The sequence below is a fragment of the Streptomyces sp. NPDC032822 genome, assembly GCF_055578825.1.
The window spans coordinates 559,467-573,542 of sequence record NZ_JBVIOL010000004.1 but is presented as its reverse complement, the minus strand read 5'-3'; the positions used below and the strand labels follow the sequence as shown (position 1 = coordinate 573,542).

Sequence of the window (14,076 nt, the reverse complement as noted above, 5' to 3'; positions counted from 1 at the left end):
GTGTACGGGGGCGCGGGCCGGGTCGCCTCAGCGACGCTTGCGCAGCGCCCGCCCCGCCACGATCACCGACGCCACGACGAGGGCAGCCGCGGGCGCCGCCCAGCGCAGGGCCTGGTGGGACGCGACGGTCTGCGGTGCGGGAACCGGCGCGTACCGGCCGCGGGGCGGCGCGTGGTCGACCTCCTCCGCACTGCGCCCGATCATCGTCCGCCGCGCATGCGCCGCCTCGGCGGGCGGACCGGCGGGGGCGGTGTGGTCCTGGGACGGGTGAGGGGCTCGGGGTGGTTCGGGGGCCCGAGGTGGTTCGGGGGCCCGAGGTGGTTCGGGTGCCCGGGGTGGTTCGGGGGCCTGAGGAGGCTCGGGGGCCCGGGGTGGTTGCGGGGCCTGAGGTGGTTGCGGGGCCTGGGGTGGTTCGGGAGTCCGAGGTGGTTCCGGGGTCTGAGGCGGCTCGGGGGCCCGGGGTGGTTCCGGAGCTCGGGGCGGTTCCGGGGTTTGAGGCAGTTCCGGGGCCCGGGGTGGCTCGGGTGCCTTGTCTGCCGTGGGCTCCGGCGCCGCTTCCAGAGCCTCCGCCGCCTCCCCCGCTTCCGGGGCCTGCGCCGCTTCCGGTTCCTCCGGTGCGTCCTCCGGCGCCGCCAGGCCCTCCGCGAACCGGCTCAGCAGCCGCGTCACCGCCGCGGTCACCGCGTCCCGCGGGAGTTCCGTGACGCGGCCGTTCGCCGTCGCCGTACCGTCGAAGGTGACCGTGGAGCCGCCGTCCGTGTCCCGGAGGCGGAGGGTGAGGGCCACCTTGACCGTGCCGGTGCCGCGGGCCTCGACCGCGTCGCCCTCGACGGCGTACGAGCCGTCGGCCTGCCCCGCGATACGGGCCGCTCCGCGGTAGGTGACGGAGTGGCTGCCGACGCGCACCTTCAGGCGACCGGCGACCGGCTCGGCACCGGCGTCCTGGTGGAGCCCGGGGACCGCCCGGGCGACCCGTGCGGGGTCGGCCAGCGCCTCCCGGAGCCGATCGGCCGGAACCGGAACGAACACCTCATGCTCCATGTCAGCCGACACTACCCAGTGAGTGCCGCGGTGCACCTCCGTTGCCCGAAAGTGACCGCGCGTCGCCCCCCGACGCCTCCGCCCGTTCACCCCGGCCCGCTCCCGGCCCCCGTCCGGGGGCCCTCCCTGCCCTCGCCCGCCCCCTCAGTACCGCTCAGTACCGCGGATGGACCAGCGTCGAAGCCGGCAGCCCCCGGATCCGGGTCATGGCCGCCTCCCTCGCGTCCGCCGTCAGGGACGCCTGGTTCAGGGTGCGGGGGTGGGGGCCTGCGGGGTCCAGGCGCAGCGCCGGCCGCCGCCCCGGTGCCGCGAGCACGAAGCCCCAGTCGTGCGGGGCCCGCGACGCGCCGGCCGAGCGGTCGGGGCCCGCGGCGAAGCCGGAGTCCCGGCCGCCCACGCGGTAGGGGACGGTGTGCAGGCCGGCGGCGCGCACGGTCGCGTCCACCGTCCAGAAGACGTGCGGCCGGGAGGTGACCGGACCGGCGTGCACGGCGAGGCGGCCGTCGGTCGTGAGGGCGCGGCGGGCCAGGCCGTAGAACTCCTGCGCGTACAGCTTGGTGCTCGCGGTGATGCCCGGGTCGGGGAGGTCGGCGATGACCACGTCGTACGTGGCGGGTGGCGCCCCGCGCAGCCAGTCGAAGGAGTCCTCGGTCGTGACATGGACGCGCGGGTCGCCGTAGACATGGCCGTTGAGCCGGGAGAGGGCCGGGTCGTGGCGGGCCAGTTGGACGACCTCGCCGTCGAGTTCGACGACGTCGACCCGGTGGACGCCCTCGTGCCGGAGCACCTCGCGGGCGGCGAGTCCGTCTCCGCCGCCGAGGATCAGCACGCGCGCGTGCGGGCCGTTCATCGCGGGGTGGACCAGGGCCTCGTGGTAGCGGTACTCGTCGCGTCCGCTGACCCGGAGGCGGCCGTCGAGGAAAAGGCCGAGGGAGCGGCCGTCGGGGCCGCCGGTGAGGACGATCTCCTGGTCGTCGCTCTGCACGGCGACCCGGACGTCCTGGCCGTAGACCGCCTGGCGCGCGGCCCGTTCGAAGTCGTCGACGAGGACGGCGGCCGTGGCGAGGACGGCGAACACGGCCAGGTTGCCGAGCAGCAGGAGCCAGCGGGCGCGGCGGCTCAGGTCGCGGCGGAACAGACCGAGGACGAGGGCACCGCCGGCGAGCAGATTGACCGTGCCGGTCAGCAGGGCGCCGGTCAACTGGCCGAGCAGGGGCAGCAGCAGGAAGGGGAAGGCCAGGCCGCCGACCAGGGCGCCGACGTAGTCCGCGGCGAACAGGTCGGCGACCGCGCCGCCCGCGTCCTGGCGCCGGATGCGCTGGATCAGCTCCATGAGGAGGGGGACCTCGGCGCCGATCAACAGGCCGATGGCCAGGGAGAAGGCGACCAGGAGGCAGCGCGGGCCGCTCGCCCACAGGCCACCCCAGTCGCCGGTCCAGGCGAAGACCGCGTACAGGGTCATCGCGCTGCAGCCGCCGACCAGGGCGAGGGCCGCCTCGACCGCGCCGAAGGCGGCAGCCGCACGCCAGCGCAGCCGTTTGGCGGCGAGGGAGCCGATGCCCATCGCGAAGACCATGACGGACAGCACGACGGAGGCCTGGGTGACCGAGTCGCCGATCAGATACGTGGCGAGGGCGACGAGTTCGAGTTCGTACACCAGTCCGCAGGATGCGCACACGAAGACGCAGGTCAGGACCAGGAACCTGCCCGTGCCGGGGCGAACGGGCAGCCGCGCGGAGCCTGCCCAGGACGGCGAGGTGCCGGGCGGGGCGGGCGCGTGCGGTTCGATCACGCTGCGACGTTACGTCACGGCCGCGGCACGCTTCGTCACCCACACGTGTGGAATCAGTCGGTCAGTTGAGCGTGCCGGGTTTGGATCCGGTTGGGATCCGGTTCGGATCCTCACACTCCGGACGGGCTCAAATCGGCCTGGCGCGTCCCGAGTCGGTCCGCCGGGACGCGCACCCCCACCCGGGTCCGCGTCGCCACCAGCTGGCCGTCCTGCGGATAGGCGTGCCAGGTCCGCCAGTGCACCTGTCCCTCGTGCCGTTGGGCCAGCATCGCCGTGAACGCGTGCGGGCTGCCGGGGAAGACGCCCGCGAGGCCGTTCGGATGGTCGGCGACCAGGGCCAGCAACTCCTGGGCGCGGCCCGCGAAGGAGCCGGGCGTCAGGATCTCGACCCGGGCTGCGAACTCGTACTCCCAGTCACCCACCCGCTTGGCCACCCCGAGCGGGAGCGGGGTGCTGCTTCCCGGAATGCACGCCACCGTCTCCGAACAACTGCCCCGAGCCTCTTCCAGGAGTACCTGGTGGGACGCCCCGAGAAGTCTCAACTGAAGCTTTGCGCCCGTCAGTTCGAGGTCGAGCGTGGCCAGCGCGGGCAGCGGCTCGCGCCCCAGGGCCCAGGCGAGGTCGGCCGCGCGCGTGTCGGTGTAGGAGGTGTTCAGGGTCGTGAGCATGGATCGGCTCCGCTGGCACGCAAAGAAAGGGAGGTGTGGGTCCGGCGCACCCCGGTCGGCACCGGGGTGTTCGGCCCGGTCGGCGCAGTCGGAGTGTCGGGTCGGGTGTCCGCGGGTTGTCTGACGACAGGGCCCGGGGGCCGCGTTGGTGTTTTAGAGGGAATCATGAACTGTGGCGCCGCCACAGCGTTTTTACCCAACTTCGTGGGGTTTCCATCCCTCAGAGGGCTCCACAGCTCAACTGTTCAACCACGGCGTGCGCCGAGGCGGGCAGGGCGTGCGCGGGGGTGTTGTGATACCCGGCCGGCGCGGGACAGGGAAGCGGGGGCGTGCGGTCCGACCCAGGATCGGACTCCACGCCCCCGCTTCTCCCCCGTACCGGATGCGGTTCCCCCTTCCGGGAGCTCAGCTGCCCCGTGTCAGCTGCCTCCGCCGCCGCATCCGCCCCCGCCTCCTCCCCCGCAGGACGACGACCCGCCGCAGGACGAGCTGCCGCCTCCGCAGGAGTGGCCGCCGTGCGAGCCGCCGTGTGAACCACCGTGCGAGCCGCCGCTGTCGGACGAGCCGCTGTCGCCGAAGCCGAGGCCGCCCGCCGCCCACCAGCTGTTGTCGCTGCCGCTGCTGCTGTGGTGGCTGCCGCCGCCCCGCAACTGGCGGGTCCCCATGCCGCGTCCGGCGGCCCGTGCCCGCAGCCGTCGGCCGATCAGAGTGATCACGACGGCCGGCGCGACCAGTACGAAGCAGCAGATGCCCAGGATGATGCCGAGAACCATGGCGCCACCCTCCTTCCGATTCCCCCGAAGCGGCCCCCCGTGGGCGCCTCGATTGGTGCGTGCCGTGGAGATGCCCCTCCGTCTCACGGGCCAAAGCAGAGTTGAGGAACTCCAGAGCTTGGGCGCAGGATGACCGGCATGACCTCCAGCGCACGCCCCCTCCTCAACCGCCGGCTCGCCGAGTTCGGGACGACGATCTTCGCCGAGATGTCCGCCCTGGCCCTGCGGACCGGGTCGATCAACCTCGGTCAGGGTTTCCCCGACACGGACGGGCCCGAGGAGGTCAGGGAGGCGGCCGTACGGGCGCTGCGCGACGGTCGCGGCAACCAGTACCCGCCGGGTCCGGGCGTCCCGGAGCTGCGGACGGCGATCGCCGCGCACCAGGAACGCCGGTACGGCCTGTCGTACGACCCGGACGCGGAGGTGCTGGTGACGGCCGGCGCCACGGAGGCCATCGCCGCCACCCTGCTCGCCCTGGTGGAGCCCGGTGACGAGGTCGTGGCCCTGGAGCCGTACTACGACTCGTACGCGGCCTGCATCGCGCTGGCGGGCGGCACACGCGTGCCGGTCACGCTCCGCCCCGACGCGGGCCGCTTCCGCCTCGACCTGGACGAGCTGCGGGCCGCCGTCACCGACCGCACCCGGCTGCTGCTGATCAACACCCCGCACAACCCGACCGGCACGGTGCTCACCCGCGAGGAGCTGACCGCGATCGCCGAGCTGGCGGTCGAGCGGGACCTGCTCGTCGTCACCGACGAGGTGTACGAGCACCTGGTCTTCGACGAGGCCGAGCACATCCCGCTGGCGACCTTCCCGGGGATGCGCGGGCGCACGGTGTCGATCGGCTCGGCCGGCAAGACGTTCTCGTTCACCGGCTGGAAGGTCGGCTGGGTGACGGCGGCCCCGGAGCTGGTCACGGCCGTCCGCTCGGCGAAGCAGTTCCTGACGTACGTGGCGTCCGGCCCGTTCCAGTACGCGGTCGCCGAGGCACTCGCCCTCCCGGACACCTACTTCGACGCCTTCCGCGCGGACATGCTGGCCAAGAGGGACCTGCTGGCGACGGGCCTCACGGAGGCGGGCTTCGAGGTCTTCAAGCCCGCCGGCACCTACTTCGTCACCACCGACATCCGCCCCCTCGGCGAGAAGGACGGCTTCGCCTTCTGCCGCGCCCTGCCCGAACGGGCCGGCGTGGTCGCCATCCCGAACGCCGTCTTCTACGACCACCGCGAGGAGGGCGCCCCCTTCGTCCGCTTCGCGTTCTGCAAGCAGACCTCGGTACTGGAGGCAGCGGTGACCCGCCTGAAGACACTCAGGGTCTGACACCACGGGGCGGGGCGGAACGGGGCCGGCGGCTTCTGGCGCGACGGTTCCCCCGCCGGACCCCTCACCGCCTCATCCCCACACTCAGGTCGGGAACTCCCCGAGCCAGCTGTGCTGGAGCAGGTGCTTGGGAAGGTACTCGGACTCGACATCGATGGGCAGTTCCCCGTCGTAGGCGAGGCACGCGATGGCCAGCGGCCCCAGCGCGATGCTGCCGTCGATGTCCGTCGTCCGCTCCTCGTTCAGCGTCCAGTACGCCCGGTGCAGCTTCAACGCCTCGGCCAGAGCCGGGCTGAAGCCCTCCACGTCCCTGCGCACGAAGTGGTAGAAGAGGTTGATCGGCGGATAGAGCTGCCCCTGAAGCATGTCCCGCGGAGCGATCCGCGCCACGGAGGGGTCGGACGCCTCGAACGTCGCGGTCAGCTTCTCCACCAGGCCCGGCCGCCGCAGCCAGTACGTCTGCAGGGTGTCGACCCAGTGGTAGATGTACTCGTCGTACTGCCCCTCCGGCGAACGCAACCGCTCCAACGGGATCTCGCAGAGCTGCGTCATCCGCTCCTGTTCACGGCAAATAACCGCCAACCAGAACGCCGTCAGCCACTTACCGGCATCGGCGGTCGAAAGCGGCCCGGCAGCCGGAAGAGTCCTCAGCTTCCGGTTGATCCGGCACTCGACGGCCCCTTCACTCACCCCCGTCACGGCGAACAGCGCCGACCCGAGTTGCAGGGCATTGACCGCTGCCTCCCACGTCTCCACGGCCGCCGCACGCGGGTCGACGACACAGCGGGCACGCAGTGCCATGACAGAGGTGCCGAACACGAAGTCGATCATGCCGGTGGACTCTTCGAGATGGTCGATCCGCTTGACCACTCGCTCGCTGAGCCGCTCCGCGGACCGCTCGGCGTCAGGTCCTGTCGGCAGGCCATGCCTGGGAATGACTACGGTCACGGAAGAGTCCCCTTGCTGGTGTCTAACCGGCTCATCCACTCGAATATCGAGCCCCGGGCAGGTGAAGGCGGCTGCGCTTCTCGGGTGTCGAATTCACCGAGCCAGCTGCGCTTGAGCAGATACTCGGACTCGACCTCGATAGGCATGCCCACGTCGTACGCGAGACAGGCAATGGCCAGTGGGCCCACGGCCACGGCTCCATCGGTGGTCAGCCGGCGGTCCTCGTCCTTGGTCCAGTATTCCCTGTGGAGTTGCAACGCCCGCACAAGCGCGGCGTTGAACTGCTCCGCGTCTCGCTTGAGGAACTGCAGGAACAGGTTGAGCGGCGGGTAGAGAACCTTCAGCATCAACTCGCGATCGGCAACCTGAAGTTGCTCGGGGTCAGTGCCTTGGAAAGCTGCGGTGAACTTCTCGCCGAGTTCAGGGCGCTCCAGCCAATACCTCTGGAGCGCGTCGCCCCAGTCGTAGATGTACTCGTCGTACACCGCGCCGGAGTCTCGCAACAGACCGACCGGCACATGCGAAAGCTGTGTCATTCGGTTCTGGTCACGGCAGATGACTGCCAACCAGAACGCCGTGACCCAGTTGCCCGCGTCAGTGAAGTGCTGGGCGCCGACAGCCGGAATCGCCCGCATCTTGTGCGCGATGCGACACTCGACAGGGCCCTCTTCCGTACCTGCCGCCGCAAAGAGAGCCGAGCCGACCTGCATCGCGGCGACCCATGCCTCCCAGGTCTCGGACTTGTTGGCGGTCGGGTCGTGGATACTGTGCAGCTTGGCCGTACTCACGGCCCCCAGGAACGTCAGACCGAACATCTCGGGTGACTCCGACAGGTCCTCGATCGAGTCGAGCGTGCCTTCGTCACTCATCTCCAGGATGCGCACCGGGTCTCCAGCGGGAAACTCTTGCCGCGACACGTATGTAGACATCAATGGCTCCTGGACTGGACCGCGCCCTCGGTCATGGGCTCAGCCGGCTGCGCGGAGTGGGTCCCCGGATCGACAGTCCCGGCAACGGCCGGGTTCCGCCGAGCGGAACCCCCGGTCGCATCCATCACAGTTCCGCAGGGGCGCAATCGCCGAACGTACGGCGGGCCCCGCGCCTCGGGCCGGTGCGGACAGAGGTGCCTCCTTGAGCCGGTAGGCGAGGATACCGGCCGGGCGGATCAGGAGACCTGCCGGGAGTCCTGCGGTGAGGTGGTCGGTGACCTGCGTGGGCAGGAGGCCTGTCGCGAGCCATCGGGAGACGGCCGGTGCGAGCCCTGCGGCTTCCCGCGTGGACAGGACGAGTCGGGGGTCCACCCGGCGCAGGGCGGCGAGTACGGCGATGGCCCGCGGGTCGGCCTCGGCGAGCGGGATCGGCATCGACGCCTCCGCCTCGGCCTGGACCGGCGGGCCCACCGTTTCCTTCGCGGGCGTGGGCGGGGACAGGGACGGGGGCGCGACCGCAGCGGTGGCGGTCTGCCTTCGGGGCCTGCGCGGCTTCGGCGGCTCGCGAGACCCGTCCGGATCCGGATCGAGGTCCGGACCGGGGTCGGGATCCGGGTCCGGACCGGGGACGGGATCCAGGTCCGGACCGGGGACGGGATCCAGGTCCGGGTCGCCGCCGGGGACGTCGTAGAAGTACGTCCGGGTGCGGACCTGCCCGGTGGGCGTTCGTTCGCGGCGGCGCTCCAGGTAACCGGCCGCTTCCAGCTCCCTGAGCGCCCGCGAGATCAGGATCTCGCCCTCGGTGAAGTGCTCGCACAGGGCGGTGATGGTCACGGGAGTGCCGGTGGGCAGGGAGAGGATGTAGACGGCCACACCGACCGTGACCGCGCTGCCGCGTCGCTGGGCGAGGGCGTTGGAGAGCACCGTGAAGTCGGCCGTGAGGCGGGTGCGGATGTGGATCACGCCGGAGGTCGGTGCTCCGGTCGTCGGCGCGCAGGCGCGCGTTAGACTGCGGCTCAGCCATTGGGAAGGTGCTTCTTCCTGGTTGGTCAGGCCCTCGTTCGGGATTGCAGTCCCGGCCGGGGGCCGTATCTGTTTGCGGTTGTTTCGGCGAACGTAACCGCCCGCATCCCGCGCCTGCAAGCCGGTCACTCGGACGGGTGACGCGGGCTTCGCGGCCGGGGAGGGTGGGTGGGTGGGTAGTTCTTTCCCCCGGTTCTTTGGGGAGGTCAGTGGCCCGCCGGACCCTCGCGGACAAGGGCCCGGTGCCCCCGCGACACGGACGGCGGCCGAGGCCCGGCCGCCTCGGGAACGGTGGCCGTCCGGTCTTCAACTCGCCTGCGAAAGCGGCCAGGAGACGGCTTCGAAGCACGGCGCCTGACCGTCTTCTTCGAGTCGAAGCCCCGTTTTCCCCTCCCCGTTTCCCGTTTCTCGCTCCCCGCCTCCCGCGTTCCCGCTCGCGCGGGCGCCCGTACGGACGGACGAGAGCCCGGCCAGGGCACGCGACCGTGGTGGTCGGTGCCCTGGCCGGGCTCTCGTTCGGCTACGGCGCGTATCTGGTCGTACAGCTCAAGGACGCCGCCGCAGGGCGTCAGGCCCTCAGGCCTTGGTCCCGCGGGGACTGCTGCGCGGAGCCAGGGGACTACTCGTCCTCTTCGGGCTTCTCCGCGTCGTTGACGTCCTCTTCGAGGCCGAGCTGTTCGACGAGCCACTTGTCGAACTCGATGGCCGCACGCACCCAGCTCACCGTGGAGGAGACGAAGTGCTCCAGGGCGACGCCGGTGCCGATCAGCATCTGCGCCTCACCGATCAGACGGACGGTGCCGTCGTCATGGGTGTGCGTGTAGACCTTGGGCCACAGGGTGCGCCGGTTCCAGTCGTCGATGGACTCCAGGAGCAGCGGCTTCTCGTCGATCTTGTGGGGCCGGTCGTAGAACGTCCGCACCGAGAAGACCTGCTGGTCGCCCTCGCCACGGAACATGAAGTACGTACGGAACTGCTCCCACGGCGCCGCGAGGTCACCCTCGTCGTCGACGACATACTTCAGCTCCATCTGGTCGAGGAGCTGCTTCACGAGGTCCTGATCCGGGACGACGGGGCCAGCCGCTCCTTGGGGCTGCGGCTCTGGCTGGCCCCCGAAGTTCGGAATCGAGGACGGGTCGATGGTCACCGTGAATTTCCCTTCGTACGGATTCCGCCATCCTCTCCCATGCGGGGAGGGGCGTGGCAACCCCGACGGGAACTGTCAGCCCTGAGCTGACAGGATCTGTCCGGTAGAGGACCACCGGGTCCGTGGAGGGTGGGGTTCATGACAGGGACAGAGGACGGGACGACGGGGTACGAGGTGGGGGCCGCGCCCCGGGGACGGACCAGGTGGGGGGTGGTCTCCCTCATCCTGGGGCTGCCCGCGCTGGCCGTGGCCGGTTTCCTCGTCCTGGTCGTGATCTGGGTGCTGGCGAACTGAGCGCCGTGGGGCACGGCCGGTGTTCCGCCGTGCCCCACGCCACCGCCGGCGTCCCATCGTCATCGTCGGCGGTGTCCCATCGTCACCGCCCGTGCCGTCCGCTCAGAGTGTCTTGCCGGTCGCCGGGCCCACGATCAGGCCCTCGCCGAACACGTCCACCCGGACCGTGTCGCCGTCCTTGACCTCGCCGGAGAGGATCTCCTTGGCGAGGTGGTCGCCGATGGCGGTCTGGACGAGGCGGCGCAGCGGCCGGGCGCCGTAGGCCGGGTCGTTGCCCTCGTCGGCGAGCCAGGTCAGGGCCGCGTCGCTGACCTCCAGGGTGAGGCGGCGTTCGGCGAGGCGCCTCGCGAGGCGGTCGATCTGGAGCCGGGCGATCCGGCCGAGTTCGTCCCTCGACAGGGCCGAGAAGACCACCAGGTCGTCGAGCCGGTTGAGGAACTCCGGCTTGAAGGAGGCCCGGACCACGTCCAGCACCTGCTGCTTCTTCTCCGCCTCGCTGCTGGTCCGGTCCACCGGGCTGTGCCCACTCAAGAACTGGCTGCCCAGGTTGGACGTCAGCACCAGGATCGTGTTGCGGAAGTCCACCGTGCGGCCCTGACCGTCCGTCAGGCGGCCGTCGTCCAGCACCTGGAGCAGGATGTCGAAGACCTCCGGGTGCGCCTTCTCCACCTCGTCGAGCAGGACGACGCTGTACGGCCGCCTGCGTACCGCCTCGGTGAGCTGGCCGCCCTCCTCGTAGCCGATGTAGCCGGGGGGCGCGCCGAGGAGCCGGGCGACGCTGTGCTTCTCGCCGTACTCGCTCATGTCGATGCGGATCATCGCCCGCTCGTCGTCGAAGAGGAAGTCGGCGAGGGCCTTGGCGAGTTCGGTCTTGCCGACGCCGGTGGGGCCCAGGAAGAGGAAGGAGCCGGTGGGGCGGTCGGGGTCCGCGATACCGGCCCGGGTGCGCCGTACGGCGTCCGAGACGGCCTGCACGGCCTCCGTCTGGCCGATCAGCCTGCGCCCCAACTCCTCCTCCATGCGCAGGAGTTTCTGGGTCTCGCCCTCCAGAAGGCGGCCGGCGGGGATGCCGGTCCAGGCCGCGACGGTGTCGGCGATGTCGTCGGCGCCGACCTCCTCCTTGACCATGGTGTCCTTGGACGCCTCTTCCTCGGCCTGCGAGGCGGCCTCCAAGTCCCTTTCCAGGGTGGGGATCTCGCCGTAGAGCAGCTTGGAGGCGGTGTCGAAGTCGCCGTCGCGCTGGGCCCGTTCGGCCTGGCCGCGCAGTTCGTCGAGCTTCTCCTTCAGCTCACCGACCCGGTTGAGGGACTGCTTCTCCTTCTCCCAGCGGGCGGTCAGGCCCCTGAGCTCCTCCTCCTTGTCGGCGAGATCGCGGCGCAGCCGCTCCAGCCGCTCGCGCGAGGCCGGGTCGGTCTCCTTGCCGATCGCCAGCTCCTCCATCTTCAACCGGTCGACGCCGCGCTGGAGTTCGTCGATCTCGACGGGCGAGGAGTCGATCTCCATACGGAGCCGGGAGGCGGCCTCGTCGACCAGGTCGATGGCCTTGTCGGGGAGGAAGCGGGAGGTGATGTACCGGTCGGAGAGGGTGGCGGCGGCGACCAGCGCGCTGTCCGCGATGACGACCTTGTGGTGGGCCTCGTACCGTCCCTTGAGGCCGCGCAGGATCGCGATGGTGTCCTCGACGCTGGGCTCGGCGACCAGCACCTGCTGGAACCTGCGCTCCAGCGCCGGGTCCTTCTCGATCCGCTCGCGGTACTCGTCGAGCGTGGTGGCGCCGACCATGCGCAGCTCACCGCGGGCGAGCATGGGCTTGAGCATGTTCCCGGCGTCCATGGCGGAGTCGCCGCCGGCGCCGGCGCCCACGACGGTGTGCAGTTCGTCGATGAAGGTGATGATCTGCCCGTCGGAGTTCTTGATCTCCGCGAGGACGGTCTTCATCCGCTCCTCGAACTCGCCGCGGTACTTCGCCCCGGCGACCATGGCGCCGAGGTCGAGCGCGACCAGCCGCTTGTCCTTGAGGGACTCGGGCACGTCGCCCTTCACGATCCGCTGGGCGAGCCCCTCGACCACGGCGGTCTTGCCGACGCCGGGCTCGCCGATGAGCACGGGGTTGTTCTTGGTCCGGCGGCTGAGCACCTGCACGACCCGCCGGATCTCCTGGTCCCGTCCGATGACGGGGTCGAGCTTGCCCTCCCGCGCGGCGGCGGTGAAGTCGGTCCCGAACTTCTCCAGGGCCTTGTACTGGCCCTCGGGATCGGCTGTGGTCACGCGTCGTCCTCCCCTTGCCTTCTGGAAGGCCTCCGCCAGCTTCTTCGCCGTGGCCCCCTGACCGGAGAGTACGTCGGCGGCGGCACCGCCCTTCGCCGCGATGCCGATCAGCAGGTGCTCGGTGGAGAGGAACTCGTCCCCGAGCTCCTTGGCGCGCTCACCGGCGTCCGCGATCACCGCGAGCAGCTCACGGTTGGGCTGCGGGGGCGCCACGGTCGACCCGGTGACGCTGGGCAGGGCGGCGAGCGCCTTGTCCGCGCCGGCCCGCACGGCGGCCTGGTCGGCCTCGACGGCGGCCAGCAGATCGACGATGTTCTCGTTGTCCTCGCCCTGGAGCAGCGCCAGCAGCAGGTGGGCGGGGGTGAGGTCGGCATGCCCCTCGGTCACGGCCCTGCTCGCGGCCGCGTTGATGGCGTCCCGGCTCCGGTTGGTCAGCTCGGCGTCCACGTTCGCTGTCTCCTCCTGGCGTCCTACTGGGTCCTGACTCGGGCAACGTACACAAACTTGAGTCTATTCCACTCAAGGTGGTGGAGGGGAAGTCCACGGGGACTAGGTTCCGGACCATGGCCGCACATTCCCGTGACCCGGGTGCCCCCGACGCGTCGTACCTCGCCTTCTGGTCCGAACGACACCACTGCACCCTGACGACCCCGCGCCCGGACGGCAGTCCGCACGTCGTGCCCGTCGCCGTGACATACGACCCGCAGAGCCGTCTGGCTCGGGTGATCGCGGACCGGGCGAGCAAGAAGGTCCGCAACATCCTGGCGGCCGGCCCGGCGGGCGCCCCGGTCGCGGTCTGCCAGGTCGACGGCGGGCGCTGGGCCACGCTGGAGGGCCGGGCGCATGTCCGCGCGGAGCCGGAGCGGGTCGCGGAGGCGGAGCGGCGCTTCGAGGAGCGCTACGGGCGGGCGCCCCGCCCGAACCCGACCCGCGTGGCGATCGAGATCGAGCTGACGCGGGCGATGGGGCGGGGCTGAGGGGGCGGCGGCCGTCCCGACGGGAGAAAGAGACGGGGCGGTCGGTCTTTACGACCCGCCGGAAGCCGACCCGTACGCAAGATCGATTGCTTTTGGCCACACCCGGCCCGTCCGCGAATCCGCCCGATAGCCGGATATTTCGCGCAAAACTGCAGCGGCGTCACCGTGTTCAGGTCACGGTGACGCCGCTGCGGGGGGAAGTACCTGAGCGATCTGTTACGACGGGGGAATCGCGTCAGGCACTGCGGGGGGTGGCTGAGATGGTCCTCATCGGCGGAGCCTCCGGCTCCACCAGTCGATGGTCCCGCTGGTCCAGGTTCACAAAGATCATTCCGTACCGAATGGCACACCGCACGGGCTGGGGGGCCCCTCGCGGTCGCCGCAGACACCGGTAGGCCCGTACGTCCTCGTCCTCGTCCCGCGTCACGACGACCGGCTCTCCGAAGACGGTCACCATCAGCGAGTCACCGGCGTGGGGGATCGCGGTGACAAGGTCGATGAAGTGCCAGCCGGAGCGATAGGCGGTCGCCATCTCGCGGCGGAAGGACCGGTCGTCGGGTGGGGTGGTCATGCGTCCGCGCCCGCCGGGGTGGACCAGCCGACGTCCTGCGAACCGTCTCCGGCGACGACTGCCCAGCCGACATCACCCTCGGCGGTGACGGCCCAGCCGACGTCCGGAGTGGCTGCACTCACCTGGTCGGCCGGGGTCGACCAACCCACGTCGTCGAGAGGACCGGCCGCACCGACGGCCAGCGCGCCGACGAAGGCAATGGCAAGCACCGAGCGAAGCATTCTCTTTATCATGGTCGGCTTCGTCCTCACTTGATGGCTTCCTCTCCCCCGTGAAACAAGACGATGGCTCATTCAGGCACGTAGATGCCACACAAGGGATGCAT

At 70.9% G+C, this 14,076-nt stretch carries 14 protein-coding genes; 3 read left to right on the top strand and 11 right to left on the bottom strand.

From position 1 onward, the window contains the following. Positions 1–27: 27 nt before the first annotated feature. The 4 genes from ACZ5VD_RS15055 to ACZ5VD_RS15040 all read right to left on the bottom strand — a co-directional run bounded on the left by ACZ5VD_RS15055 (position 28) and on the right by ACZ5VD_RS15040 (position 4,274). Positions 28–1,041, bottom strand: a complete 1,014-nt coding sequence (locus ACZ5VD_RS15055; RefSeq protein WP_468682424.1) for an SRPBCC family protein — start codon at positions 1,039–1,041, stop codon at positions 28–30. Between the two features lie 154 nt (positions 1,042–1,195). Then, positions 1,196–2,833, bottom strand: a complete 1,638-nt coding sequence (locus ACZ5VD_RS15050) for a polyamine aminopropyltransferase (RefSeq protein WP_468682423.1) — start codon at positions 2,831–2,833, stop codon at positions 1,196–1,198. A gap of 110 nt (positions 2,834–2,943) precedes the next feature. Further along, complete coding sequence (locus ACZ5VD_RS15045; RefSeq protein ID WP_468553733.1) at positions 2,944–3,501, bottom strand: DUF2617 family protein; 558 nt, start codon at positions 3,499–3,501, stop codon at positions 2,944–2,946. A gap of 419 nt (positions 3,502–3,920) precedes the next feature. Then, complete coding sequence (locus tag ACZ5VD_RS15040) at positions 3,921–4,274, bottom strand: hypothetical protein (protein ID WP_468553734.1); 354 nt, start codon at positions 4,272–4,274, stop codon at positions 3,921–3,923. Positions 4,275–4,403: 129 nt separating this feature from the next. Here ACZ5VD_RS15040 and ACZ5VD_RS15035 point away from each other — a divergent pair, with 129 nt between their 5' ends. After that, positions 4,404–5,594, top strand: coding sequence for a pyridoxal phosphate-dependent aminotransferase (locus tag ACZ5VD_RS15035; RefSeq protein WP_468682422.1), 1,191 nt, complete (start codon positions 4,404–4,406; stop codon positions 5,592–5,594). An 84-nt stretch (positions 5,595–5,678) separates the two neighbouring features. On the opposite strand, the gene ACZ5VD_RS15030 is transcribed toward ACZ5VD_RS15035, so the two are convergent. From ACZ5VD_RS15030 to ACZ5VD_RS15015, 4 genes are all read right to left on the bottom strand, one after another. Further along, on the bottom strand, positions 5,679–6,542 hold the full coding sequence (locus tag ACZ5VD_RS15030) for an immunity 49 family protein (RefSeq protein ID WP_468682421.1): 864 nt from the start codon (positions 6,540–6,542) through the stop codon (positions 5,679–5,681). Beyond that, on the bottom strand, positions 6,539–7,471 hold the full coding sequence (locus ACZ5VD_RS15025; protein ID WP_468682420.1) for an immunity 49 family protein: 933 nt from the start codon (positions 7,469–7,471) through the stop codon (positions 6,539–6,541). The genes ACZ5VD_RS15030 and ACZ5VD_RS15025 overlap by 4 nt, the downstream gene beginning before the upstream one ends. A 39-nt stretch (positions 7,472–7,510) precedes the next feature. Continuing rightward, positions 7,511–8,434, bottom strand: coding sequence for a hypothetical protein (locus ACZ5VD_RS15020; protein WP_468682419.1), 924 nt, complete (start codon positions 8,432–8,434; stop codon positions 7,511–7,513). A gap of 679 nt (positions 8,435–9,113) precedes the next feature. Beyond that, positions 9,114–9,641, bottom strand: a complete 528-nt coding sequence (locus ACZ5VD_RS15015; protein ID WP_468553737.1) for a YbjN domain-containing protein — start codon at positions 9,639–9,641, stop codon at positions 9,114–9,116. 138 nt (positions 9,642–9,779) lie between these two features. On the opposite strand from ACZ5VD_RS15015, the gene ACZ5VD_RS15010 reads away from it, so the two are divergent. Further along, entirely contained in the window at positions 9,780–9,935 is a 156-nt protein-coding gene (locus ACZ5VD_RS15010) for a hypothetical protein (protein WP_468553738.1), read from the top strand. A gap of 102 nt (positions 9,936–10,037) precedes the next feature. On the opposite strand, the gene clpB is transcribed toward ACZ5VD_RS15010, so the two are convergent. Beyond that, on the bottom strand, positions 10,038–12,650 hold the full coding sequence (clpB, locus tag ACZ5VD_RS15005; protein ID WP_468553739.1) for an ATP-dependent chaperone ClpB: 2,613 nt from the start codon (positions 12,648–12,650) through the stop codon (positions 10,038–10,040). A gap of 116 nt (positions 12,651–12,766) precedes the next feature. Between clpB and ACZ5VD_RS15000 the strand changes: the two genes are divergently transcribed. Beyond that, positions 12,767–13,180: a pyridoxamine 5'-phosphate oxidase family protein gene (locus tag ACZ5VD_RS15000; RefSeq protein ID WP_468553740.1), complete on the top strand. Its 414-nt coding sequence runs from the start codon at positions 12,767–12,769 to the stop codon at positions 13,178–13,180. A gap of 235 nt (positions 13,181–13,415) precedes the next feature. Here ACZ5VD_RS15000 and ACZ5VD_RS14995 read toward each other — a convergent pair whose 3' ends face one another. Together ACZ5VD_RS14995 and ACZ5VD_RS14990 are read right to left on the bottom strand one after the other, a co-directional pair. Then, on the bottom strand, positions 13,416–13,751 hold the full coding sequence (locus ACZ5VD_RS14995) for a hypothetical protein (protein ID WP_468553555.1): 336 nt from the start codon (positions 13,749–13,751) through the stop codon (positions 13,416–13,418). Next, entirely contained in the window at positions 13,748–13,960 is a 213-nt protein-coding gene (locus ACZ5VD_RS14990; RefSeq protein ID WP_468553554.1) for a hypothetical protein, read from the bottom strand. Before ACZ5VD_RS14990 ends, ACZ5VD_RS14995 begins: the two co-directional genes overlap by 4 nt. Positions 13,961–14,076 lie beyond the last annotated feature (116 nt).